22 protein-coding genes and 1 pseudogene are annotated in these 24,404 nt (G+C 70.4%); 6 read left to right on the forward strand and 17 right to left on the reverse strand.

The window, feature by feature from the left end; genetic code table 11:
- Positions 1–28: 28 nt before the first annotated feature.
- Genes AB0G04_RS27160 through AB0G04_RS27170 form a run of 3 tightly spaced genes read right to left on the reverse strand, consistent with a single transcriptional unit; the run spans position 29 to position 2,853 of the window.
- On the reverse strand, positions 29–1,015 hold the full coding sequence (locus AB0G04_RS27160; RefSeq protein ID WP_360988012.1) for an aldo/keto reductase: 987 nt from the start codon (positions 1,013–1,015) through the stop codon (positions 29–31).
- Between the two features lie 13 nt (positions 1,016–1,028).
- Complete coding sequence (locus AB0G04_RS27165; RefSeq protein WP_360988014.1) at positions 1,029–2,276, reverse strand: MFS transporter; 1,248 nt, start codon at positions 2,274–2,276, stop codon at positions 1,029–1,031.
- Positions 2,269–2,853, reverse strand: coding sequence for a helix-turn-helix domain-containing protein (locus tag AB0G04_RS27170; RefSeq protein WP_360988016.1), 585 nt, complete (start codon positions 2,851–2,853; stop codon positions 2,269–2,271). The genes AB0G04_RS27165 and AB0G04_RS27170 overlap by 8 nt, the downstream gene beginning before the upstream one ends.
- 150 nt (positions 2,854–3,003) lie before the next feature.
- Here AB0G04_RS27170 and AB0G04_RS27175 point away from each other — a divergent pair, with 150 nt between their 5' ends.
- From AB0G04_RS27175 to AB0G04_RS27185, 3 genes are all read left to right on the forward strand, one after another.
- Positions 3,004–4,239, forward strand: a complete 1,236-nt coding sequence (locus tag AB0G04_RS27175; protein ID WP_360988018.1) for a pectate lyase — start codon at positions 3,004–3,006, stop codon at positions 4,237–4,239.
- A 59-nt stretch (positions 4,240–4,298) separates the two neighbouring features.
- Positions 4,299–6,599 (forward strand): hypothetical protein, encoded by a 2,301-nt coding sequence (locus AB0G04_RS27180; protein ID WP_360988020.1) that lies wholly within the window; start codon positions 4,299–4,301, stop codon positions 6,597–6,599.
- Between the two features lie 121 nt (positions 6,600–6,720).
- Positions 6,721–7,221: a glutathione peroxidase gene (locus tag AB0G04_RS27185; RefSeq protein ID WP_360988022.1), complete on the forward strand. Its 501-nt coding sequence runs from the start codon at positions 6,721–6,723 to the stop codon at positions 7,219–7,221.
- 70 nt (positions 7,222–7,291) lie between these two features.
- On the opposite strand, the gene AB0G04_RS27190 is transcribed toward AB0G04_RS27185, so the two are convergent.
- On the reverse strand, positions 7,292–7,813 hold the full coding sequence (locus AB0G04_RS27190; RefSeq protein ID WP_360988024.1) for a PadR family transcriptional regulator: 522 nt from the start codon (positions 7,811–7,813) through the stop codon (positions 7,292–7,294).
- Positions 7,814–7,957: 144 nt separating this feature from the next.
- Here AB0G04_RS27190 and AB0G04_RS27195 point away from each other — a divergent pair, with 144 nt between their 5' ends.
- Positions 7,958–8,962, forward strand: coding sequence for a hypothetical protein (locus tag AB0G04_RS27195; RefSeq protein WP_360988026.1), 1,005 nt, complete (start codon positions 7,958–7,960; stop codon positions 8,960–8,962).
- A 124-nt stretch (positions 8,963–9,086) separates the two neighbouring features.
- The gene (locus AB0G04_RS27200) at positions 9,087–9,731 is read left to right on the forward strand and encodes a polysaccharide deacetylase family protein (protein ID WP_360988028.1); all 645 of its coding nucleotides are present in this window, start codon (positions 9,087–9,089) and stop codon (positions 9,729–9,731) included.
- On the opposite strand, the gene AB0G04_RS27205 is transcribed toward AB0G04_RS27200, so the two are convergent.
- From AB0G04_RS27205 to AB0G04_RS27225, 5 genes are read right to left on the reverse strand one after another with little or no spacing between them, the layout of a single operon-like run.
- Positions 9,709–10,989: an ArgE/DapE family deacylase gene (locus tag AB0G04_RS27205; RefSeq protein WP_360988030.1), complete on the reverse strand. Its 1,281-nt coding sequence runs from the start codon at positions 10,987–10,989 to the stop codon at positions 9,709–9,711. The genes AB0G04_RS27200 and AB0G04_RS27205 overlap by 23 nt on opposite strands.
- A gap of 16 nt (positions 10,990–11,005) precedes the next feature.
- The gene (locus tag AB0G04_RS27210) at positions 11,006–11,896 is read right to left on the reverse strand and encodes a phosphatase PAP2 family protein (RefSeq protein ID WP_360988032.1); all 891 of its coding nucleotides are present in this window, start codon (positions 11,894–11,896) and stop codon (positions 11,006–11,008) included.
- Between the two features lie 48 nt (positions 11,897–11,944).
- Positions 11,945–13,636 (reverse strand): sulfate permease, encoded by a 1,692-nt coding sequence (gene sulP / locus AB0G04_RS27215; protein ID WP_360988034.1) that lies wholly within the window; start codon positions 13,634–13,636, stop codon positions 11,945–11,947.
- Positions 13,637–13,688: 52 nt separating this feature from the next.
- A complete protein-coding gene (locus tag AB0G04_RS27220; RefSeq protein ID WP_360988035.1) occupies positions 13,689–14,933 on the reverse strand; it encodes a DUF6596 domain-containing protein in 1,245 nt (414 codons plus the stop codon).
- A complete protein-coding gene (locus AB0G04_RS27225) occupies positions 14,921–15,292 on the reverse strand; it encodes a YciI family protein (protein WP_360988037.1) in 372 nt (123 codons plus the stop codon). Before AB0G04_RS27225 ends, AB0G04_RS27220 begins: the two co-directional genes overlap by 13 nt.
- Before the next feature lie 63 nt (positions 15,293–15,355).
- Between AB0G04_RS27225 and AB0G04_RS27230 the strand changes: the two genes are divergently transcribed.
- Positions 15,356–15,784, forward strand: a complete 429-nt coding sequence (locus tag AB0G04_RS27230) for a nuclear transport factor 2 family protein (RefSeq protein WP_360988039.1) — start codon at positions 15,356–15,358, stop codon at positions 15,782–15,784.
- 44 nt (positions 15,785–15,828) lie between these two features.
- On the opposite strand, the gene AB0G04_RS27235 is transcribed toward AB0G04_RS27230, so the two are convergent.
- From AB0G04_RS27235 to AB0G04_RS27270, 8 genes and pseudogenes are all read right to left on the reverse strand, one after another.
- Entirely contained in the window at positions 15,829–16,176 is a 348-nt protein-coding gene (locus AB0G04_RS27235) for a DivIVA domain-containing protein (protein ID WP_360988041.1), read from the reverse strand.
- Between the two features lie 60 nt (positions 16,177–16,236).
- Entirely contained in the window at positions 16,237–19,323 is a 3,087-nt protein-coding gene (gene fxsT / locus AB0G04_RS27240; RefSeq protein WP_360988043.1) for an FxSxx-COOH system tetratricopeptide repeat protein, read from the reverse strand.
- Positions 19,323–20,519, reverse strand: coding sequence for a VWA domain-containing protein (locus AB0G04_RS27245; protein ID WP_360988045.1), 1,197 nt, complete (start codon positions 20,517–20,519; stop codon positions 19,323–19,325). The genes fxsT and AB0G04_RS27245 overlap by 1 nt, the downstream gene beginning before the upstream one ends.
- Positions 20,520–20,530: 11 nt before the next feature.
- A complete protein-coding gene (locus AB0G04_RS27250; RefSeq protein WP_360988047.1) occupies positions 20,531–21,493 on the reverse strand; it encodes a MoxR family ATPase in 963 nt (320 codons plus the stop codon).
- Positions 21,490–22,749, reverse strand: a complete 1,260-nt coding sequence (locus tag AB0G04_RS27255; protein WP_360988049.1) for a hypothetical protein — start codon at positions 22,747–22,749, stop codon at positions 21,490–21,492. The genes AB0G04_RS27250 and AB0G04_RS27255 overlap by 4 nt, the downstream gene beginning before the upstream one ends.
- The gene (locus AB0G04_RS27260; protein WP_360988051.1) at positions 22,746–23,057 is read right to left on the reverse strand and encodes a CU044_2847 family protein; all 312 of its coding nucleotides are present in this window, start codon (positions 23,055–23,057) and stop codon (positions 22,746–22,748) included. The genes AB0G04_RS27255 and AB0G04_RS27260 overlap by 4 nt, the downstream gene beginning before the upstream one ends.
- Before the next feature lie 152 nt (positions 23,058–23,209).
- A complete protein-coding gene (locus AB0G04_RS27265) occupies positions 23,210–23,644 on the reverse strand; it encodes a nuclear transport factor 2 family protein (protein WP_360988053.1) in 435 nt (144 codons plus the stop codon).
- A gap of 63 nt (positions 23,645–23,707) precedes the next feature.
- Positions 23,708–24,253, reverse strand: a pseudogene (locus tag AB0G04_RS27270) (class F sortase); the annotation flags it as partial.
- Positions 24,254–24,404: the final 151 nt, after the last annotated feature.

The following is a 24,404-nucleotide window of genomic DNA, read 5'->3' on the forward strand; positions in this document are numbered from 1 at the left end:
GATCTTATGGAGGCTTCTCAAGGGCTGTTCAGCGATCGATCGTCCGCTGCATGGCGGCCGAGTAGCGGTCGCCCTGGACACCGATCTTCTCCGCCGCCTCGGTGAGGCCGGCCAGGTCGTCGGCGCTCAGCTCCAGGTCGGCGGCAGCGAGGTTCTCGGCCAGGCGCCGCGGGTTGCGGGTGCCTGGGATCGGCACGATCCACGCCTTGCGGGCCAGCAGCCAGGCGAGAGCGATCTGCGCGGGAGTCGCACCGAGGCGGGCGGCGACGGTGCCGATCAGGTCGACCAGGGCCTGGTTTGCCTGGCGGGCCTCGGCGCTGAACCGCGGCAGGCCGTTGCGGATGTCGCCGTCGGCGAAGACGGTGCTCTGGTCGATCTTGCCGGTGAGGAATCCCCGGCCGAGCGGGCTGAACGGCACGAATCCGATGCCGAGCTCCTCGAGGACGGGCAGGATCTCCTCCTCCGGCTCGCGCCACCACAGCGAGTATTCACTCTGCAGGGCGGTCACCGGCTGTACGGCGTGGGCCCGGCGGATGGTCCGGACGCCGGCTTCGGAGAGGCCGAAGTGGCGGACCTTTCCGGCGGCGATGAGTTCGCCGACCGCGCCGGCGACGTCCTCGATCGGGACGTCCGGGTCGACGCGATGCTGGTAGAACAGGTCGATCGTGTCGATCCCGAGGCGCTTGAGGGAGGCGTCGGCCACCGCGCGGATGTGCTCGGGACGGCTGTCCAGGCCGGCCCGCTGCTGCCCGCCGCCCAGGGCGAACCCGAACTTGGTGGCGATGACGACCCGGTCCCGGTAGGGAGCCAGGGCCTCGCCCACGACCTGCTCGTTGGTGTACGGGCCGTACGCCTCGGCGGTGTCGAAGAAGGTGACGCCGGCCTCGACCGCGGCGCGGATGACCGCGACCCCCTCGGCACGGCCGGCCGCCTCGCCGTAGCCGTGGCTGATGCCCATGCAGCCCAGTCCGAGGGCGGACACCTCGAGTCCCCTGCCCAGCGTGCGTGTGCGCATAATCCGAGTCCTCTCAGGATGGTAGGAGAAGGGCATCCAGGGTGCGGATCCGCACGATCGGCGAGGCCAGGAGCCACCCCACGGAGAGGGTGCCACCGACGGCCGCGATCAAAAGACTCGGGCGCATCCCGGCGTACGTTCCGAGCACTCCCCCGACCAGCGCGCCGAGCGGGCGGACCCCGTAGTTGACGGTGCTGAACGCGCCGGACACCCGGCTGCGCATGTCGTCGGGCACGACGCTGGTCTGCAGCGAGTTGAGGTTGACGTCGAGCAGCATCACGCCGAACCCGGAGACGAACTCGGCCACGGCGAGTGCGCCGATCCGCGCCCAGACCGGGCCCCCGGCGATGGCGATGACGGCGATCGGGGCGGCGAACAACACGACACCGGTGGCGATGGTCGGGCCGACGCCGATCCACCGGGAGATCCGCGGGGCGAGGACGGCGCCCAGGACACTGCCGATCGCGCCCACCCCGAAGGCCAGGCCGATCGCTCCGGCGGACAGGCCGAGGTCACGGCTGGCGAAGAGCACCGTCAGCCCGTACGCGATGAAGGTGAAGAAGTTGACCGTGGTGCAGCAACCGAGGCTGGCCCGCAGCACCGGGTGGCCGACGACGTACCGCAGGCCCTCGCGGGCCCGGTTGAGCATCGACGGCCGGGTACCGGCGGCGAGGGCCGGCTCCGGCTCCTCGATGTGGATCCGGCCGATCAGCAGGGCGGACAGCAGGAAGGTGAGCGAGTCGGCGAGGAGCGCGATCGGCGCGGTCAGCAGCTGGACCAGTCCCCCGCCGGCCGCGGGGCCGGCGACCTGGGAGACCGAACGGCTGGCGCCGAGTTTGCTGTTGGCGTCGAGGTAGGAGCCGCGCGGGACCAGGCGGGCGAAGAACGACGCGTAGGCGGTGTTGAACAGCACGCCGGCGATCCCGGTGGCGACGGCCACCAGATAGAGGTGACCGAGCGTGACGGTGCCGAGCAGGTAGGCGACCGGCAGCGTGGCCAGGGCCACCGCTCGGGTGAGGTCGGCGAACACCATGAGGCGGCGTTTGCGGCGCTGCTGATCGACCCAGGCGCCGAGCAGGATCGCCAGCAGGTTCGGCCCCCAGACCAGCGCGGTCAGGGCGGCGACCTCGGCGGTGGAGGCGTGCAGCAGGGTCACCGCGATCAGTGGCAGGGCCAGCTCGGAGATGCGGTCGCCGAACTGCGACAGCGTCTGGCCGCCCCACAGCCGCAGGAATCCCCGGTGGCGCCATAGATCACTCACTGTGTGCCTCCGGCAGGGTGTAGCGCATCAGGCGCACCGGGCGGCTCTGCTCCGGGCGGTCGTCGGCATCTCTGGTCACATATGGCGCGAGCACCTGCTCGATGGCGTTCTCGATGTTCTGGAGCTCCTCGGCGGTCAGGTGGACCCGGGTGTTGGCCAGGCCGCCGAGCCGGCGCCACTGCGGCTCCAGCTGTGGCTCGACCTCGGTGACCCAGTGGTGCGGCAGGTCGGCGTAACGCAGGAACATCTCCCGTCCCAGCGCGCGGGCGGCGGCCGCGCCGGCCTCGTCGTCGATCGGGGCGCTGAAGCGGAAACCTCGGCCGACCACCTCCCAGCGCCGCTGCCGGCGGTCGGGTCCGGGCTCGGCGTCGCGGACCAGGCCGAAACCGGCCAGGTGACGCAGATGCCAGCTGGTCACGGTCGGGGTGGCACCGACCTCCGGTGCCAGCTGGGTCGCGGTGGCGGGGCCGTTGCGGCGCAGGATGTCCAGGATGGCGAGCCGGACGGGGTGGGCCAGCGCGCGCATGGCTTGCGGGTCGGTGATCTCGACGTCGCCGAGCGGATTCGTAGCCTCCATTCCTGAGAGTGTCCTCTCACATTTTATGAGAGTCAACTCTCATATCTCCCTCGTCTTGCGATCCCATCGAGCCGTCTCTATTCTCGCCAGGAAAGCGCTTTCCCCCCGCTCGAAGGCGCTGCCCCATCCCCACATGAAGGTGAGCACCCGATGAGAAGACCAGTCGCCCTCCGCTGGATAGCCGTGGGAGCCACCGCGGCCACCAGCGCCGCGATCGCCTTGATGCTGCCGACAGCGCAGGCCATGGCCGCCGACAACCTGAGCCTCGGCGCCGGCGCCGACGGTTCCAGCAAGGCCAGCGGCACCAGCTACGGCAACGTCAAGGACGGCAACGCCGGCACCTACTGGGCGCCGGGCAGCAGCACCGGTTACGTCTCGGTCAAATGGGGCAGCGCCACCACGGTGTCCTCGGCCGTCATCAAGCAGGCCTCCGGCGGCGGCTCGATCAGCTCCTGGCGCCTGCTCAACGCCGACAACGGCGGTGTCCTGGCCAGTGGCAGCGGCAGCCCCAGCACCATCAACTTCGCCTCCACGTCACTGAAGAAGCTGACCCTCGACATCACCGGCGCGTCCGGCGCGCCGCGGATCGCCGAGTTCGAGACGTACTCCAGCGGCGGCTCCACCCCGACCAGCAGCCCCACCTCCGGCCCGACCAGCCCGACCCCCGGTCCGACCGGCCCGACCCCGGGACCGACCGGCGGCACCGGCACCCCGACCGGTGCGTGGCCGAGCTCGACCGGCAACGTCTCGATCTCCGGCACGGTCAACGTCTCCGGCACGTTCGACGGCGGCATGAAGACCTACTGCTGCATCGGCGACGGCGGCCAGAGTGAGTCGCAGGACCCGATGTTCAAGATCGCCAACGGTGGCACCCTGCAGAACGTCATCCTCGGCTCCCCGGCCGGCGACGGCGTGCACTGCGAGGGCACCTGCACCATCCGCAACGTGTGGTGGAACGACATCGGCGAGGACGCGGCCACCTTCAAGGGCACCACCGGCGGTACGAGCTACGTCATCGGTGGCGGCGCCCGGTCCGGCAGCGACAAGACGTTCCAGCACAACGGCAACGGCACGGTCAGCATCTCCGGCTTCTACCTGAGCGGCGCCGGCAAGCTGTACCGCGGCTGCGGCAACTGCACCACCTCGCACCAGCGCCACGTGAAGATCGACAACGTGCTGCTGAACAACATCGACATGGTGGCCGGCATCAACAGCAACTGGGGCGACACCGCCACCATCACCCGCGTGACCCTGACCAGCAGCTCCGGCGCCACGGTCTGCGGCAAGTACCAGGGCGTCGCCAAGGGCAGTGAGCCCAAGTACCTCGGCGAGGGCTGGAACGACAGCAACTGCAAGGTGAGCCAGAGCGACATCACCTGGAAGTAGTTCCTGATCCGGCGAGGGGCACCCATCACACGGTGGGTGCCCCTTTCTAATGTGTACGCATGGACTCCTCCGGTTGGCTGCCACTGCGACCGGACGAGGACTTCGTCGCACAACTGCTCGCCGCGTCACGCGCCCGTCGTGGCCTGACCTGCGCGGGCGCCGACGTGGACGCCGCCGGTCTGCGCGCCGCCTGCCTGTCCGCCGACGAGGCCGACCCGTTCGGCCTGCGACTCGCCGACGCACGGGTCACCGGCAGTCTCGACCTGCGCACCTGCACCGTGCCGGTTCCTCTCCGGTTCGAGTCCTGCACCTTCACCGGCCCGGTCAACGTGCAGGGCGCCAAACTGCAAGAGCTGGTGATCATCGCCGATCCCCGGGCGTCACGGCCGGCCGTCCTGCCCGGCCTCCTCGCCTCCGGCACCCGCATCACGCGCGACCTCATCCTGTCCGGCATGGTGGTCGACGGCGACCTCCCCACCGAGACCGCGACCGGAGGCCCGGCGAGCGTCTGGCTCACCGAGGCCGACATCGGCGGCAGCCTGATCGCGTACGGCACGCGGATCCTGCCGTCGACCGGCCGCGCCGTTCAGGGCGACCGGATCCGGGTGGCGGGGAACATCCGGCTGGTGAACGGCTTCCGGGCCACCGGCGAGATCCGTCTGCTGGCCATGCAACTCGGCGGCTCGCTCGACGTGATGGGCGCCGAGTTCGCGCCGGCCGGCGGACGCGCGCTCGACCTCGCCGAGGCGACCATCGGCGGGAGCATGTTCCTGCTCGACTCGCCGGACACCGGCCGTCGCTGCCGCCTCCACGGCCGGATCGACATGAGCCACGCGACGATCCGCGGCGCGCTCGTGATCCGGAACGCTGACCTGACCGCCCCACCGGCCGGCACCGGTGCGCGCATCTACAGCATCGCGTCGAACGCCGGGCGGACGTTTCTGCTGGCACCGCGACTCACCGTGCACGGAACCCTCCAGATCGAAGGCGACACCGTGGTGCACGGCGGCATCCTGCTGCCCGGCGCCCAGCTCGGCGGCGGGGTCAGGCTGGGCGGCGCCGTCTGGAATCCCCTCGACGTGGCACTCGACCTGTCCCAGGCGCGGTTGGACGGCGGCTTCGACGCGTCGGCGGCCTCCATCGAGGGCACCGTCCGCCTCGACAGCGCACGGGTCGACGGCCCGATCTGCCTGGACCACACGACGCTGACCAAACCGCTCAACCGTCGCTGCCTCTCCGCCGTCGGACTCGTCGTCACCGGCGACGTGGAACTCCGCGGCATGACCGCCGTCGGCGGCCGAACCGCCTTCCGGGGCGCCTCGATCACCGGTGTCTTCGACGCCGAGGACGCCTTTGTCAGCAATCCGGGCGACACGACGATCAGCCTGCACATGGCCCAGGTGACCGGCAATGTCCGGTTGTGCGGTGACTTCCGGTCGACCGGTCTGGTCGTCCTGAGCCGTGCGAACATCGGGGGCCGGCTCCGGGCCGACGGCGCCACCCTGGCGTGGTCGCCGCCCGCCGAGCCCTTCGACCCACCGGGCGCGTCGAACCGGCGCGGAGCCGCGATCGACGTCATCGCGGCCGTGATCCGCGGTGGAATCGACCTGGGCTGGCGGATCACGTCAGGCGGCGCCGACTTCACCGGCACGACGACGTCCTACCTCGCCGACCGCCCGGACCGGGACTGGCCACCTGACTCGTATGTCGGTGGTTTCGTCTATGAGCGGTTCGAGGCGGTCGAGGCGGATGGCGGCGCGGTCTGGGAAGCCGACGCACGGATCGCCTGGCTGTCCCGGATGACGCCGTACGACCCCCGCGCCTGGGAACACCTGGCGGCAGTACTGCGGACGGCCGGCGACGCCGACGGAGCGGACACCGTACTGGTGGCCCAGCGCCGCCAGGCCCGTCAGCTGCGGACCGGACGCCGCCGCTTCTTCGATCTGCTGCAGGACGTCACGGTCCGCTACGGATTCCGGCCGCAGCGGGCGCTCTATCTGCTGCTGGCCCTGATCGCCGCGGTCACCGCCGGACTGAGCCTGCCCGGCGTGCAGGCGCAGATGCGCGCCACCGACCAGAACGCGCTGGTCTTCACCCCGTCCGGCGCCCAGCCCCTGCCGGACGAACACGACCCGCCGGGCGACTGCGGAAACGGCAAGGTCCGCTGCCTGAGCCCGTTCTTCTACGCCGTCGACACGGTGGTACCGCTGATCGACCTGCACCAGCGGTCCACCTGGTACCCGGTGGCGGAGCGCAACGGCGTACTGCTGGAGTGGCTGTTGAACCTCTGCACCATCCTCGGCTGGATCGCCTCGACCGTCTTCGCGGTCTCCTTCACGCGTCTCGGCCGAGCCGGCTGACACCCTCAACCCGGCTGCGCGGCACCGCTGCCTGGTGGCTGTGCCGCGCCTGGCTCAGGAAGGCGACCTGACCCGGCTAGGCTGACCTGGAAGATCGCATCGCCAACTCCGGGAGGACCGCGTGACGCAGCCGGCCATCTACGACGTCCAGATCGCCGACCTTCAGGGCAAGCCGCTGGATCTCGGCCAATTCCGCGGCACCGCCACCCTCGTGGTCAACGTCGCCTCCCGCTGCGGCCTCACGCCGCAGTACGCGGTCCTGGAGAAGCTCCACGAGCGGTACGCGGACCGCGGCTTCACCGTGCTAGGCGTACCGTGCAACCAGTTCGGCGGCCAGGAGCCCGGCACCGCCGACGAGATCGCCGAGTTCTGCAGCGCCCGGTACGGCGTCACCTTCCCGATGACGGAGAAGGTCGACGTCAACGGGGACGGACGGCATCCGCTCTACCAGGCGCTCACCGGCCACGCCGACGCCGAGGGCCACACCGGCGACATCCGCTGGAACTTCGAGAAGTTCCTGATCGACGCGGACGGCCGGGTCGTCGCCCGGTTCTCCCCGCAGACCAGCCCGGACGCTCCCGAGCTGGTCTCCGCCGTCGAATCGGTGCTCGCCACGTCCTGATCCGATACCCGTCCGGTGCCGGACACCGCCGGCCCGGCGCCACCTCCGCCCGGGCCGTGCCAAGCTCCGATCAGGCTGCGACGTCGCGCCCCCGCGGACGGCCGGCGAGGCGGCGCAACCAGGTGAGCACCGAGTCGGCCATGATGTCGTCGAGTTCGGCGCGGGCCGCCGGAGCCGACACCGCTACCGCCGTGTTGTGACCGGCGGCCCGCTGCCGTTGCGCCTGCATGGCCGTCAGGCAGGCGCCGACGACCGCGTCGAAGGTCGCCCGGTCCGCGGCCGTCATGGCGAGCAGGACCCGGTCGACGACGTCCGTCCCGGCCGGACCAGCCGGGACGTCGAGCAGCCAGGCACGCTGCCGGGCCCGGCCCGCATCGCTCACCGTGCACACCCGCCGTGTGCCGGGCCGGACGACGGCCGCGGTCCGCACGTACCCGAGTCGTTCCAGGCGGTTGAGGGTCGCGCCGACCCGGGTGACGTCGACGACACGGTCCGGGCCGAAGGTCTGTGTGTGGCGCTGCTGCAGGTCGTACGCGGTTCCCGGCCGGTCGGCCAGGAAGACGAGCAGCAAGTCGCCCAGCGTTGCCGTCATCGTGTTGCGCTGCCCCTCCGGTCAGCACCAACTTCTACAGGCTGTAGAAGTTAGCACGCCCCGGCCCGGCACGACTGTCCCCTTCAGACACCCGGATCGCCTCTGCGAGAATCAACGGACATCGATTCTCGGGAGGTTGCTGGAATGCCGGAGCCGCTGGCGCCCTGGTGGCGGGACGCTCACGACGCCGCACAGTTGCTCGCCTCCAGCCTCGACGCCGCCGCGGGGCAGGCCGGCCGGGAGGGCGTCTACACACCCCCTCCGGGGTCGGCCCCACCCCGGCGCCGGCGACGACCCGGGTCGTTGCGGCACCTGGCCGAGGTGATCCGCACCCACCGGCTCACTCCCGGAATCTCGGTCGACAAGGACATCGTCGCCAAGGTCCTCGCCGGCGACCTGCGCCACATCACCGACCCCGTCCTGGTTGTCGGGGTGGCCCGGGCCGCGCACCTGATCGCCGAGGCACCGTTCGACGACGCCGACGCCCAGCGGCTGGCCGTGGCCAGCGCCCGCATCGCGGCTCTGGTCGAGGCGGCCGAGCAGGCCGACCGGGACGCACCGGCGCTGCTGCCCGCGGCACGTGCCACGCCGGAACGCCGGGAAGCGGAACCGGTGGTCCTGGAGGCCACGGTCACCGTTCATCGTCCCGGCCGGAGGCGGCGGCGGTGGGGCATCGCTCTCGGCAGTTTCCTGGTGGTCCTGTCGTGCACCACGGCCGGGATCTTCATGGCCCGCCCGAACACGGCGACCGAGGCCGCCTGCCGGGACGGCGCCTCCGGCGACGACATCATCGACGCCACGACCTCGGTCTTCGCCGACGATCGGGCGACCCGGCTGAATCCGACGCTCGACTTCGACCAGATGAACGGCTCGGCCCGGTACGCCCGCCATCAGGGACGCACCTACTACTGGGGCCGGGCGGGCTCCGACGACCACGATCCGCACGCCGGCGGGACACGCGTCCGCTGGCGGATCGGCGACAGCCCGTGGCGCAGTTGCGACAGGGTACTAGCCGTTACTGAGCGTAAGTATGTGCACACTCCGGCGGTGGCCACGACCATCGCCGGCGCACCGGTCACCCTGCAGGTCTGCCTCTGGCGGGACGATCCGCGCCGCGAGAATTGCACCGACGAGGTCAACACCGGTTGAGAACGACCGGGCAGAAACCCGTGGGCCGAACAGCCATTGTCGCTACGCAGAGCTACCCAAAGAATCGACGGCTACATAACGTGACGGTTCGCCGGGGATGCGCCCGGCGGGGATGGGAGCAGAGATGCGCACCGTGGCCGCCCTGATGGGCATGCTTTCCCTCGTCTGCGGAATCACGTTCGTCGCCTCGCCGGCACAGGCGGCACCGGCACGCAAGACGGTCTACCTGACCTTCGACGACGGGCCCCACAGCAAGTGGACACCGCGGTACCTCGACGTCCTCAAGAAGAACGGGGCGAAGGGCACCTTCTTCACCACCGGTCGCAACGTCAAGGCGTACCCGGGAATCGTCGCCCGTATCGACCGTGAAGGGCACCTTCTCGCCAACCACACCTGGAGCCACCCGAACCTGACCAAGCTCAGCAAGGCGCAGGTCAAGAGCCAGCTCACCCGCACCCAGAGCGCCCTCGGCAGTCACCGCAGCGACTGCATGCGCCCGCCGTACGGGGCCACCAGCACGGCGGTGCGCCGCTGGACCAAGGAGGTCGGCCTGCGGACCGTGCTCTGGGACGTGGACAGCCGGGACTGGGAGAACTCGCAGACCTCGTCACGCATCTACCACCGCGTGCTGAAGAACGTACGGAACGGATCCGTGGTACTCATGCACGACGGCGGCGACTCCCAGGCCGACTCGCTGGCCGCCCTCAAGCGACTGCTGCCGAAGCTGAAGAGCCAGGGCTACACGTTCAAGATCCTGCCGAACTGCTGAGTGCGCGGAGCACGGCGAGGACGACCGTGCGGGCCACCCGGACGGTCTCGGTGACCGACACCTTCTCGTACGGGCTGTGCGCCAGGCGTACGTCGCCCGGCCCGTACTGCAGAGTCGGCACCCCGGCGGCGGAGTAGAGGCGCAGGTCGCTGCCGTACGGTGCGCCCCGGTTCTCGAGGTGCGGTTCGCCCGTGACGTCGCGGTGGGCTTCCCGGATCAGATCCTCGAGGGGGTGCCCGGCCGGGAGGCGGCCGCTGGCGAACTGGCCGCCGGTCCAGGCGACCACCGGCGGGTGGTCGCGCAGCCACGGGTCGGAGGCGGCCGCTTCGGCGACGCACCTCTCCAGTTCGGTACGGGCGGCGGCCGGATCCTCGCCGAGCCGGACGCCGAGGCGGCCTTCCGCGACGAGCAGGTCCGGAACGGTGCTGGCCCAGTCACCGGCCCGGACGATGCCGACCGCCAGCGGGTAGGGGATCCGGTAGCCGGCCATCAGCGGGTCGGCGCCGGTGTTGCGGCGAGTCTCGAGCCGGGCCAGCGCGGCGTGGATCGGCAGGTACACGTCGATGGCGCTGACACCCGCGTACCGGGTGCTGGCGTGGGTGGCCTTGCCGGGCACCTCGATGCGGAAGGTCAGCGCCCCCGCGTTGGCGGTGATGACGGTGCCGCCGGTGGGCTCGGTGATGATGCAGGCGTCGCCGGTGTGGCCGCGCTGCAGGGTGCCGAAGGCGCCGAGGCCGCCGTCCTCCTCGCTGACGACGAAGTGGGCGGCGACACGGCCGGGCAGCCGGATGCCGGCGGCGCGGATGGCCGAGATCGCGGCCAGGTTCGCCACGAGCCCGGCTTTCATGTCGCAAGCGCCACGGCCGTGGATGTCGTCCCCGTCGGCGTACGGGACGAACGGGTCGCCGGCCCACTTGCCGAGGTCCCCCGGCGGGACGACGTCGACGTGTGCCTGCAGGATGACGGTCGGACCCTCGGCCGCGGGGGTGGTGGCGACCAGGCCCCACGCCTCGTCGCGGGGCGCCTCGGTGCCCGGGAAACCGGGGTTGCCGCACAGGGCGGGCAGGTCCATGGACCACAGGTCGATGTCGAGCCCGAGCCGGTCGAGGTGGGCAGCGAGCAGGTGCTGCATCTCGCTCTCGGCGGGGCTGCCGGTGATGCTCGGGATCGCCAGGAGTTCCGTGAGCTGCCTGGCGATGGACTGCTCGTCGATGGCGGCGAGGGCGGAGGCCTCGGCGGAGCTGAAGGTTGCGGTCATGGCGGGGCCTCCGATGTCACGGTGTCGCGATGTTCTCGTCGTCGGTGGTGAGCCACAGCCAGACCAGGAAGCCGATCGCCACCACGGCGGCGGTACCGGCCGCACCGGTGAGGAAGGTCAACCGGCTGGGCTCCGGGGTGGTCGTCATGCTCTCCGAGGTCTTCCCGAGAAGCAACCCCAGCACCGTGACGGGCGCTGTGATCGCCGCCGTCGCCAGCAGCGGCACGACACCCAGCCAGCTCGGGCGGCCGGGCCTGGCCGCTCTGCGCCACCGCACCAGCCGGAGGCCGAGGACCGCGACCGCACCCCACGCCAGCACGACGAGGACCGCGGCGACGACGTCGCTGGGCCGGTGCCACTGCGCCCAGACGGTGCCGATCGAGATCACCGCGGTGTAGGCGGCGCCGATCAGCGCGGCCGTCGCCCGCAGAGCCGGTGGCAGAACCAGGACCAAGGCGAACGCGACAGACGCCGCGGCGGTGGCGTGACCGCTGGGCAACGAGTTCGGGTACGTCAGCCCGTCGGACGGCGGCCGCGGCAACGAGCCCTTGAGCAGCTGGGTGGTGATGTTGGCGGCCAGCACCAGGACGGCGGCCGCGATCGCCAGGTCGGCTCGCTTGCGGAACAGCCCGACCGCGGCGGCCACGATACAGACCAGCACGAGGCTGGTCAGTGTGGTCGCGTCCATGGTGCGGCCCAGGATCTCGGCGACCCGGGGGTGCTCGACGTCGGTGCCGAGCATCGCGGCCGTGTCCAGCCACTGCCCGGAGATGGTGCCGACGAAGACCCGGTACGTCGCCACCACGCCGGCGGCGGCCAGCCCCGCGACGACCAGCGGGCCCAGCAGATACACGGCACCGGGCCGGCCGGCGGATTCGCGTACACCGTCAGCACTCACCATGGTCATCCGTCGCCGCCTCCCAGCCCGCCGAGCGACTGAGCGTACGGGCCGCGGTCAAGCCCGATCCCGGCGGGCCTGATACGCCGCGACGGCGTTCTCGATCGTCGGGTGGACGTGTTCCGGGCCGAGGGCCGGACGCTGTTCGTATCGTTCCAGTTTCTCCAGCACCGGCGTCTTCAATTCGGCGAACACCAGCGTGATCCCGGCGGCGGCGAGTTCGGCGACGAGGTCCTCGAGCATGTCCGCGGCGGTGGTGTCGACGTCGGTGATCGGCTCGGCGGCGACCAGGATCCACTCCGGTCGTGGCTCGGCGCGGGCCAGGTGCCGCACCTCGTCGCGGAACGTGCGCGCGTTCGCGAAGATCAGCGGCGCATCGAACCGGAACATCACCAGCCCCGGAATCCGGTCGGCGTCCGGGTAGACCCGCACGTCGTGATAGCCGGCCACCCCGTCCTGCCGGCCCAGTACGGTCCGGTACGGCCACCACGCCCGCCGGAACACGTTGAGCACCGACAATCCCACCGCGACCGCGATGCCGGGCAGGACCCCGAGCAGCGCCACCCCCAGGAACGCGGCGAGCGTCAGCAGGAACTCGGTGCGCCGCTGCCGCCACAGCCGCCGCATCCCCGCCGCGTCGGCAAGCGACAACGACGCGGCGATCACGACGGCGGCCAGCATCGGCTGCGGCAGGTTGCGGAGAAGGCCGGGCGCGAGGACCAGCAGCAGCGTGATCGCGACCGCCCCGACCACTCCGGTGAGCTGGGTACGCGCGCCCGCGCTCTCCGCCACCGCGGTCCGCGAGCCGCTGGTACTGACCGGAAAGCCCTGGAACAGGCCGGCCGCCAGGTTGGCGGTCCCGATCCCGATCATCTCCTGGTTGCCGCGGACCTCCTGGCCGGTACGCCCGGCGAACGTCGAAGCGGTGGAGATCGTGTCGGTCAGCGACACCACGGTGATACCGACTGCCCCGGCGGCGAGCAGAGCCACCTGCGACCACTCGACGGTGGGTACGGTGAACGGCGGGAATCCCTGCGGCAGCGGCCCGACCACGTCCACGCCCCGCTCGGTGAGCCCGAACCCGACGGTCACCACGATGGCGCCCACCACCGCGATGAGGATGCCCGGCACCCTGGGCAGCCACTTCCGCAGCACCAGGATCGTCAGGAGCCCTCCGGCGCCGACAGCGAGCGCGGCCGGGACGGTCCGGCCGTCGACGACCCCGCGCACGAACCCGGCGGTCTCGGCGAGAAGCCCGTCACCGTCGACCGAGAACCCGAACAGTTTCGGCAGCTGACTGATGAGGATCGTCAGGGCCAGGCCGTTCACGTAACCGAGCTGCGTCGGCCGCGACAGCAGGTCGGCGACGAAGCCGAGCTTGGCGACCGCCGCCACGGTCATCATCGCCCCCACCATCAGCGCCAGCATCGAAGCGAGCGCCACGGCCTGGGCCGGATCACCGCCGGACACGACGATCGGCAGGATCACGGCGGCGATCATCGGCCCCAGCGAGGAGTCCGGGCCCAGGACCAGAATGCGGGAGGGACCGAAGACGGCGTACGCCAGCAGGCACAACACCGACGTGTAGAGCCCGGTGATCGCGGGCAGTCCGGCGAGCTCCGCATAGGCCATACCCTGCGGCACGAGCAGCGTGGTCAGCACGATCCCGGCGAGCAGGTCCCGAGGCAGCCAGCGCCGCTGATAGGTGGCCAGCACCCGGATGCCGGGCACCGGATCGGCGCCGCCCATGCCACCTCCCAGCGAGAGTCACGCCGCTCAACGGTCGAGCGTTGCCGCGACGCTATGCCCCTGGATCGTGCCCGGCCTCACCCCCAGCGGCTGGTGTCCGGCCGGCGGCGCGGGACTCCAGGTAGCGCTGTTCCGGCCGGCTGAGCGTCAGGCGGGCCGCCAGCCGGTACTGCTCGCGCGCCCCGGCCCGGTCACCGGCCAGCTCCAGCAGATGGGCCCGCACCGCGGCGGTCCGGTGGTGCCGGGCCAGCACCGGGTCCCCGGCCGCCCGGTTCAGGGCCGCGAGCCCGGCCGCCGGGCCGTCGACCATGGCACCGGCCACGATTCGGTTCAGCGTGACCATCGGGCTCGGCGCCAGCGCGTGCAGCATCCCGTACAGAGCAAGGATCTGCGGCCAGTCGGTGTCCTCGGGCCGCGCCGACTCGTCGTGCACCGCGGCGATCGCGGCCTGCAGCTGAAAGGGCCCGATCGGGGCCCGCGCCAGCACGTCGGTGACGATCGCGACGCCCTCGGCGATCGCGGCCGGGTCCCAGCGGCTGCGGTCCTGTTCGGCGAGCGGGATCAGGCTGCCGTCCGGTCCGGTCCGCGCGGGCCGGCGCGCGTCGGTGAGCAGCATCAGTGCGAGCAGCCCGGCCACCTCGCCGTCGTCCGGCAGGCGCCGGTGCAGCTGCCGGGTCAGCCGGATCGCCTCGCGGGTCAGTTCCACCCGGTTCAGGGCGTCACCGGAACTGGCCGTGTAACCCTCGTTGAAGATCAGGTAGAGGACGTGCCGGACCGCGGTGAGCCGTTCACCGAGCTGATCCGGCGCCGGCATCTCGAACCGGGTGCCGGTGTCACGGATCCGCTGTTTGGCCCGGCTGATCCGCTGGCCCACGGTGGCCTCCGGCAGCAGCAACGCCCGCGCGATCTCCGCGGTGGTCAGCCCGCCGACCGCCCGCAAGGTGAGCGTGACCTGCGCCGGCACGCTCAGCGCCGGATGGCAGCAGAGCAGCAGCAGGGTCAGCTCGTCGTCGCCGCGGACCTCCGGCACCGGATCGTGACGGACCGCCTCCTCACGGCGCCGGCGGGCCACCTCGTTGCGCACCGACTCCACCCGCCGGCGACCGGCCACGGTGATCAGCCAGCTCCGGGGCTGTTCCGGTATGCCGGTGTCCGGCCACTGCCGGGCCGCCGCGATCAGCGCCTCCTGCACCGCGTCCTCGCAGGCCTCGAAATCGCCGTACCGCCGCACGACGGCGGCCAGGACCCGCGGCGCGCACTCACGCAGCAGGTCCGGCAGCTCGTTCAGATCTCCCATGTGCTCATGTCGAGGACGGGACGGACCTCGACCCGGGTGTACGCGGCGTCCGGCGCCTGGGCAGCCCAGGCGACCGCCTCGTCGAGGTCCGCGACGTCGATCAGGTAGAAGCCGGCCAAATGCTCCTTGACCTCGGCGTACGGCCCGTCGGAAGTGATCGTCCTCCCGTCGCGCACCGAGACCTGGGTGGCCAGCGCCGGATCGCCGAGCCCTTCGCCGACGACCAGCACACCGGCCTCGCGCATCTGTTCGGTGAGCCGCAGATGCCCGAGGCCGAAGTCGGTCCGCTGCTGGTCGGTCAGGGTCTCCCAGACGGCAAGCGACTGCGGGTTCGACTGGATCAGGATCAGGTATTTCATTTTTGCTCCCCTTCGCTGTCATCCGGATGTCGAAACCGGCCGGCCCGGCTTCGACATCGCAGCATGAACGAGATCCGGGAAGTCATCGAAAGCAAGGCCGCGCTGCTGGAGACCGGCGACGCCAAGGCCATCCTGTCCTATTACGCGCCCACCTTCGTCGAGTTCAACCTCGCGCCACCGCTGCGCCAGCCCGGCGACGGCCGCGACCCGGCCCCGCTGGAGACCTGGATGGCGAACTTCGCGGCGCCGCCACGGCGCGAGGTCACCCAGTTGGAGATCACCACGGACGGCGACGTGGCGTTCGCGACCAGCATCGACAGCCTGTCCGCGGTGCCGCGCGGCTCCACCGACCGGTTCACCATGTGGTTCCGGGTGACCCTGGGCCTGCGCCGCATCGACGGCCGATGGCTGGTGACCCACGAGCACGAGTCGGTCCCCTTCGAGATGGACGGCTCGTTCCGCGCCTCGACCGACCTGACCCCCACCGACTGAGGCACGCCCTTTCCGACCTGGCCCCACCGCCTGAGGCGACCCTTCTAAAGGCCGTGGCGGTCGGCCAGATCCCGGAGCCGCCGAACCTCGTCGATGATCGACTGGTCGGCCGGCTCCGGGATCCGCAGAATCGAGGCCAGCGTCACCCGGAGATCCTCGGTCGACGCCGGCCCATCCAGCTCGCCCCGCAGTTTCCGCACCGCCTTGTCGACCTGGTCCCGGTCGTAGCCACGCAGGACCACGTCGAACGAGGCGGCCCGCAACGCGTCCCGCGCGGCCGCCCGTTTCGCGGGACCACTCCCCTCGTCGAGCGCGTCGAAGCCCTGCCCGATGACGGAGTCGACCTGCGCACGGTCGTAGCCCCGCAGTACCACGGTGAAATCCTGCTGCATCGCGACATCGTAGATCGCCGATGCGAACCCTCGGCAGCGACGGAGCTCCACGACGCTGGTCTACCGTCGCCTCTTCGTTTCGCCGTCCGCTCGCCCGCCCATCGCCTGTGTGATTGTGCTTCGGACCGCTGCTGCACGCTGCGTATCCGGGTGCTCGGGGCCGAACAGCTTTCGCAGGCCCTCCCACGCCTGGTCAGCGGTCCGGCGAGCAGCCAGGATCTGGCGAAGGTTCAGGTAAGAGACCGCGAGATTCAACGCCGATCTGAGCGTGTCCGGATGATCCTCACCCAGCACCCGCCGCCGCTGCACCTGCAACTGCTCCTGAATGGCCAGCGCCTCTCGATGTCGCCCCAGTTTCGTCAACGCCGCGGCAACATTGTCGGCAGACATCAGCGTGTCCGGATGATCCTCACCCAACACCCGCCGGCGCTGCATCCGCACCTGTTCCAGAAGCGCCAATGCTTCCTGATACCGCTCCAGGAGCATCAGCGACCAGGCGATATCACTCCCGGCCCGCAACGTGTCCGGATGCTCCGCACCCAAGACCCGGGTCATCCGCTCCCAGACGTCACGGCTGATTTGCACCGCCTGCCGATACTCGCCTGAGGCCCGCAGGACTGTGGCAAGATCGCTCGCCGCGCTCAGAGTCCCCGGGTGATCGGCGCCGAGCTGCTCCCGCCAATCCGCGGCCAGCTTCTCGGCAAGGTTCAGAGCTGATTCGATATCACCCCGGCTGACCAGGTACCGCACGGCGTCATGCGCACAGTCGCGCAGGGCCGGAGTGGCATTGCGCCCGGGGTCCAGAGCAAGCACCTGCGGCAGCAAACGGATCCACACCGGCCAGCTCTCGAGGGCTGTCGGGTCCCCCGGCCGCATCTGGGCCAGCCTCGACTCCAGGTGCTTCCGTAACTCGGCTGTCTCGGAAGGCCCCATCTGGCTGCGAACCACCGCCTGAGTCAAACGGTGGACCTCCACCGTTCCGGGACTCAGCCGGGCGAGCCCGTACGCGCCGATCCGGCCGATCGACTCCTGGCGCGCCAAGGGCCCACCGATCACCTCCCGCAGCGGCTCCAAGACGCGCGGATACTCCTCGGACGGCTGCGCCAGCGCGACCAGCACCTCGATCGAGACAGGTTCCAGCGCGAGCATCGCGCACAATCGCACAACCGCCGCTGCCGCCGGATCCGCCTCGGACAACGCGGCCATACTCGACGCGATCGCGTCCGCTAACGACTGCGGATAGTCGATCGGCTGCCCCAGCTCCAGGACAGGTACCATTTCCTGGACCAGCAGTTGCAGGTAGTCGGCACCCGCCACAGCCGTCACGGAGAGATAGTCGGCCGCCTGCGTCAGCGCCAGGGGCAGGTCACCCAACGCCTGCGCTATCTCCACCGCATCGCCGGCGGCCAGGTCGGGGCGCCGCTCCAGCAGGAATTGCACCGCTTCCGCGCGAGGCAGGACGTCCAACTCGACGGAGGGAGTGATCTGCCGCCAGTCCTCCGATCGCGAGGTGACCAGGACATGGCCGTTGTCCCGAGGCAGCCACGGGAGAATGTCCTCGCGGGCGACCACGTTGTCGAAGACCAGCAGCCAGCGCGCTCGCGCCGTCAGACTGTCCTCTATCTTGCTCATGGCGACCATCGGATGCGCCTCCGGACCGACGATCCCCAGTTGCAAGCACAGTGCACCGATCTGCTCACCGATCAGCCCGGCGTGCTCAGCGGAGATCCACCAGACCAAGTCGTACTCGTCGGCGTATCGGTATGCGAATTCGAGCGCCAACTGGGACTTACCGACACCGATCAGGCCGTGCACCGCGACTCGGGCACCCGGCTGGGACAGCACGTCATGCACCGGGTTCAGAACATCGTCGCGGCCGATGAACGCCGAGTTTCGCCGGCTCAGATTCCATACCGGAGGCAGGGATCCCGGAAGACGCGGTCCAGAGCCGGCACCCTTCGACGCCGGCCCGGGCGGCGGCCCGAGTACCGAACCAACAGTGTCCAGCAGCAGTTGAACCGCCTCGGCCGAGTCCAGGCCGGCCACGCTGGGGACGAAGCGCAGCGCCCAGTTCGTTGACGACAGATCAACGTTGTCGATGTGTAAGGGAATGAGGTTGTCGGGGTCGGGGCGCCCCCGGGTAAGCCGAGCGGCTATATAGTCCGCCATGAAGCCCGGTACCGTCGAGGCCTTCGAGAGCAGTAGCAGCACCGGGTCCGACAGCCACGGAAGCTCGTTCTTCCCCTCGAACGAGCTGTCGATCGGAACCCATTCGGCAGATGTCAGCTCCGCGGCGAATCCGGCGGCCTCCAGATGCCAGCGAGCCCACTCCGCCCATGCCCGGTCCGCTCCCACGTAGGAGATGAAAATCTTGCGCCGGGCGGGACCGGGACTCGCCGGGTCTTCGGGTCCGGGGAGGTCCGGGAACAGACGTCGCAGGGTCCGGAGCACTCGCCGAGCCGTCTGACCGGCCTCGGTCGACGTCCTCGCCGCACGTTCCAGGGCCGGGACGATTCCCGCCGGCTCGCTTCCTGGCAGCAGTACGAGTTCGCCGACCTCACGTACCGCTTCCGCGTCACCGGTCTCCATCCGGCGGAGCGCCGTCGCCATGATCTGGTTCAGATCCTCGCGCCGGCTGGCCTTGCTGTTGCGGAGGTCCATCGCCACGAACCACTCCCGGCTGAGCGCATCGGTGCCCTCGGACTGCTCCCGTGCCTCGTGCAGCCACCGTTGAGCCGCGTCTGGGTTCAGCAGGTTGAGTGCCGTGAGCCGCTGGGCGTATTCCAGCTCGGGTGTGAGACTCCACGCCTGTCGCCGGTCGGTGTACATCTCCAGCAGGATGGCGGTTCGCTCGAGTCGCTCGTTGCCGAACGTCGCCACGAGGCTGGACAGCAGCAGGTCACGGATCTGTGGGTCGATCTCGTACAGGCCCTCGCCCAGCTCCCGGCACAGTGGTGACAGCAGCAGGGCGGCTTCGGCGTGATACGGCAGGACGATCGGCGGATCCAGGAAGAAGTTGACGCGTACGAGATTGAGGAATCCGGCGTCGAAGGCCACCGGAACGGCCACATGGCACGCCAGCTCCAGCGTGCCACTGGGCAGTCGCTCCCGGATGCTGGCCAGCCGGCTGACCGCGGAGCTCGCCATCAGAGAGGCCTCTCCAGCTCGACCGGCCGGCCGCGGAGCACGTCCACGGCCCGGTACATCCCGTCGCGCGTCAGCTCGTACATCGGCACGTGCCGGGCCAGCTGACCGGCGGTGGCGCCGTTCCAGGTCGACGCCGGCAACGGATTGAGCCAGGCCAGCATGCGGCCGTCCCTCGTCAGGGCCTTGAGGAGGGCGACGGTGTCCAGGAGACGTTCCAGGACCAGCCGGCCTCGGGCAGCCCCGCCGTCACTGATCACCACGACGCCGGTCTCCGGAGGCAGCGGCCGCAGCACCGAGCTCAGCCATCGGGGTTCGGTGAGGGCGTCATCCGCGTACAGGTGTCCTTCGCCGAGCGGTGGAACCGCCGGGAGTATCAAGTCGACCGAGGTGCTGAACGGGTCGTCCATGGTTGCGATCAATTGCCGGTCCGGGCTGTGACCGGCCGTGTTGTGAAAGTAGGCGACGGTGATCGTGTCGAGGCGCGCACTTGACATCACCGCGCACGTCAGGTGGTCGACGTAGTCGTGGAAAGGCGTCATCGACCCCTGCCGGTCGATCACAAGCAGCAGCTTCGCCGAGTTGCGGCGGCGCGGTACGAGGACCGGAGGAGTCGCGACTCCGGTTACCGCGTACCGGTGGAGGGTCTCGGCCACGTCCAGTTCGATGGCGGGGCCGTCACGACGGGGACGGCGCAGCCCGCGCCAGGTCTGGGCGATCTGCCGGGCGGACAGCGGATACTGCTGCTCGGTGACCAGCGTGGCGTCGTGCCGGCCGGTGGCGGGCGGCATGGCCGGGAAGCCGCGAACCGGCTGGGTGACGGGACCGGAACCGCCGCTGGAGATGACCGGCTGCGAAGCCGGTGGAACGGTCGGTCGCCCGGACTCGCTGTCCATCGACATGGCGGCGGCACCACCGGCCTTGATTTCTCCGATGACGGGCGTGGGAGCGGCCGCCGGGCCGGGCGTTTCCTCAGTGGTCCAGGTCGGGGCCTTGACGCGGGGGAAAGTGGCGCGGATGATCTCGGCTTCCGATGCCGACTTCGCCCACAGCGCGATGCAGACGTTGAGCAGGCTCCGGTCCGAGGACCAGCCGAGTCCGGCGGCGAGGACCTGCCGCAGGGCGGCGATGTCGTCGATCCCCAGGGTGAGCCCCCGCCGTCGCAGCTGTGTGGTCAGCTGGTGAAGGAAGTCCGGCACCGTCGACATGGCTATCGGCCGGCCAGCCACTCCGTCACGCGTGCTTGATCGGTGTGCTGCTTCACCAGCGCGCCGGAATAGGCGAGCCGCTCGATGTCACGGTTTCCGGCGTCGACGGCCTGCAGATAACCCACCCAGTCGAGCAGCTCGCTCAGCCCCGGCGGTTTACCCAGGTCCAGCTCGCGCAGGCTCAGCAGCGTCGTGATCGTCTGCTTGCGCAGCGACCGCCGCCTGATGCCGTGCAGTTCCAGGATCGAGTCGAGCTCTTCCGGCCGGGACGGGAAGCGGACGTAGTGGAAGACGCAACGGCGCAGGAACGCCGGGGGCAGCGTCTTCTCCTCGTTGTTGGTGACGATGACGATCGGGCGGAGCTCGGGCCGGCCCGCCGGCACCGCGTAGGAGAGGCCGGGGACCTCCGGCACCTCGAACTTCAGCTGGTCGAGCTCACGGAGCAGGTCGTTGGGGAAGTCGATGTCGGCCTTGTCGATCTCGTCGATCAGCACGACGGACCGACGGCCGTACGCCGCGCGTGCGATGGCCCGGCCGAGCGGGCCGAGGCGTACATACTTGTCCGGCTCCTCGACCGGCCGCGCGCCTGATCCCCGTGCCGACTGGATCTCGTAGAGGCGACGGACCGCGTCGTACGTGTAGAGAAGCTCCTGGCCCCGGCTCGTCGACTTGATGTAGGCCTCTTCGAGCGGGAGGCCGAGGGCGTACGAGACGGCGTACGCGAGCCTGGTCTTCCCCGCCCCGGGATCGCCCTGCAGCAGCAGCGGCCGGCCGAGGGCGATCGCCACGTTGACCGCTTCCTCCAGGTCCGGATCCGCGATGTAGGGCTCGCGCGTGACGGTTTCGGTCACCGGGTCCGTCTCGGCGATCGGCTCGGTGCCGGCCACCTCGATCAGCCGCTCGTCGGGCAGTTCCCACTCCCGGTTGAAGCGGGTGGTGGTGTCGACCTCGTGTCGCGACCTCACCAGGCCTCCATGTCTTCCAGCTCGCGTTTCAGTTCCTCGGCTCTGGTGCAGACTCTGCCGATGTGGTCCTCCAGGACCTCGTAAGTCGCGCGTACGTCCAGCAGGCCGTCGACCATGCCGACCTCGTCGACGATCCGGTCGCGCCATACCGGCGCCAGATGCTTCGGCCAGCGCCGCAGAGCGACCATGCGATAGGCCCACCCACCCACGTCCTCCGGAGCGAAGGAGGGGAGCGGAAGAGCGGCGACGGGATCCGGGAATCCACCCGCCGGCTCGCCCACCAGCAGGAGGAACATCCACCTCCGATGTCTGCCCAGGGCCGCGCGCACCTCGTTGATGAACCGCGAGACGGTCTCGGGTGACACCCCGTCGGCCAGGATCGGGCAGAACACGTTGACGCGTTCGAGCTCAGCGCGATAGCGCACGACGTAGCTGACCGCCCGCTCCACCGAATTGACTTCCGGCCGGAGTGTGATCTGACCCTTCGGTGCGAACTCGCCGAGATGAGAGGGCAGCCAGTCGCGCAGGTTGTCCACGACCTTCATGTCGGTGCACTGGACAGGGATACCGAACGACAGGAAGCGGTCCGTCACCGTGGCTCGCGCGTCGAGTATCGCATTCTTAAGGCGGTCAAGGTCGAAGTAGGCGGTGTTCAGCAGCTGCCGGGAGTCCTTCGGCCCAGGCTGCCGTTCCACCCTCAGCCCCAGCCGGAAACGGGCGACCAGCCGGTCGACCGGAACGGCATAGAGGACGTTGGCCGCCCTGGGTTTCGCCCCGGGGCCGGCCGTTCTCTCTTTCACCTGCTCGACGAGAAGCCCGACGATGGAGTCACGGACGACGACCGCGCTGCCGGAGTATCCGGAGAAGTCACCGAACTTCTGGGTCACATCCAGCTGGAGGACGTTCATCTCGTGACCGCCGGCATTCTGGATCAGGTGGTCGACGGCCGTGACCGCACCGGTGAGGCGGGAGTCGGCGTTCTTGGGCCGCGCCGTGACCGACCAGCCCTCATCCATTGCGGCATGCGCCAGCGACGGCATGATGGCCAGCGACTCGGCGACCCTCAGGACGGCGGCATCGAGCTTCGGCTCGATCTGGATGTCCTCGACCTGGACCGACGAGCCGGCCGTGATGAACGTGAGGTCGCCGGGCTCCCGCTTGCGGACCACGTGCGCGGCCGTGGCCACGATCCGGTCGGTCAGCGCGAAGGCGCTGCCAAGGTCTTTGCCGCCACCGAAGATGCGTCCGTCGATCATGCCCGCTCGATGGTCACGGTCACCTCGAAGGTCGATTCGGCGGAGGCGCGCGACAGGACCACGCCGGCCTCGGCGGAAAGGGTGATGCCGAAGGTGGCGGACAGTTCCTTGATCTGCCAGCCCTCAGCGGTGGGCAGGTCGTTCACATCGGCGTTGATCGCCTGCGCCCCGGCGATGATCGCGCTGCGCACGTCGGCCGCACGATCCTTGAGACGCTCGACGAGACTGCTGTTCCAGGAGATCTCACGCCCCTCGGAGACGTCGACGACCTGAACCACCACCGAGCCGGGAATCTCCTGGTCCGCCATCAGTCCTCCGTCGTCGAGTCTCCACAGTCGAGAACACTCTACGGAGAGCAGGAGAGAAGTCCAGACACCTGTCGAGGTATTGGGCCCTCCCGATGTGAGCCGGGAACGGGCGAGGCCGCTGAGCACCGTCACCGGTGTCAGCGGCCGTCCCCTCATGAGCCGGTGCCGAACGGATTGTTGATGAGATAGCGCCAGCGGCCGTCGGCACCGCGACGCAGCACGTCGGCGGCGACCCCGTGCAGGTCGAGCGGGAAACCCTGGCGGGCGGTGCCGCGCATCGACCAGTCGACGATCGACAGCGCGATGTCACCGGCGACGTAGAGATGCCGGGTCCCGGCCTTCATCGGAACTCCGAAACCCAGAAGATGGTCGTACGCCGCGGCGCGCTCGGACACTCCGGAAAGCGGTGTACCCGGCTGGGGAACGAGAACGGCGCCGGGCTCGTAGAACCGGTCCACCAGGGCGCTCGATCCACTCGCGAATGCCGCACAGTAGGCGGCCACATGCGCGCCCGGATCGGATGCCGGCCCGTTCGGATCCACAGGGCCGGCGGGGACATGACGAGGTGTCTGCTCAGAATCTGTCATGCCCCACCAGCATGACGCCGCGGGCCCCGCAGACCCGGGACGCCACGCCGGGCGTCGATGTCTTCACTGTCCGGCCGGGACCGCCGTGACGACGACGTTGTCGCGGTAGTGGCGGGTGTCCGGGTCGAACGGGCCGCCGCAGGTGATCAGGGTGAGCCGGACCGCGCCGTCGCGGGCGAAGTACTTCTCCAGCGGGACCGCCGTCTTGCGGTAACGCTCGCGGGCAACGACCTCGAACGTACGGTCCCGGCCGTCCGGTCCGGCGACTGTCACGACGTCACCGGCCTTGAGATCGCCGAGCCGGAAGAAGGCGCCCTTCCCTTCGGCCGCGCTGTCCACGTGCCCGGCCACGACTATCGACCCGGCCCGCGCCGACACGCCGGGGCCGTAGCGGTACCAGCCGACCCGGGCCACCCGCTCGGGGATGGCGACCTCCCCGGTCCGGGTGTCGAGCCCGACCGCGTCGACGGGTGCGTCCACGCCCAGCGACGGGATGCGCAGCCGGGCCGGCCCGTCGGCGGCGGCTTTCGGGAGCTTCGCGTCCTGCACCGGTACGCCTGCCGCCGCCGACGTCGACGGCGTGGCGGCAGGCGACGCCGACGCGATCGCGGCCGGCCCGCCGAAATCGCGGGCGGGTGCGGGGGGGGGGCCCCCCGGCGCGGGGCGGGGGGGGGGGGGGGCGCCCCGGCGGCCCCGCCGCCGGGGCGGGCCGCGGGGGTTGAAGGACCGGGCGCCCCCCCCCCCCCCCCCCCCCGCCCGG

The sequence above is a fragment of the Actinoplanes sp. NPDC023801 genome, from assembly GCF_040639655.1.
GTDB lineage: Bacteria > Actinomycetota > Actinomycetes > Mycobacteriales > Micromonosporaceae > Actinoplanes.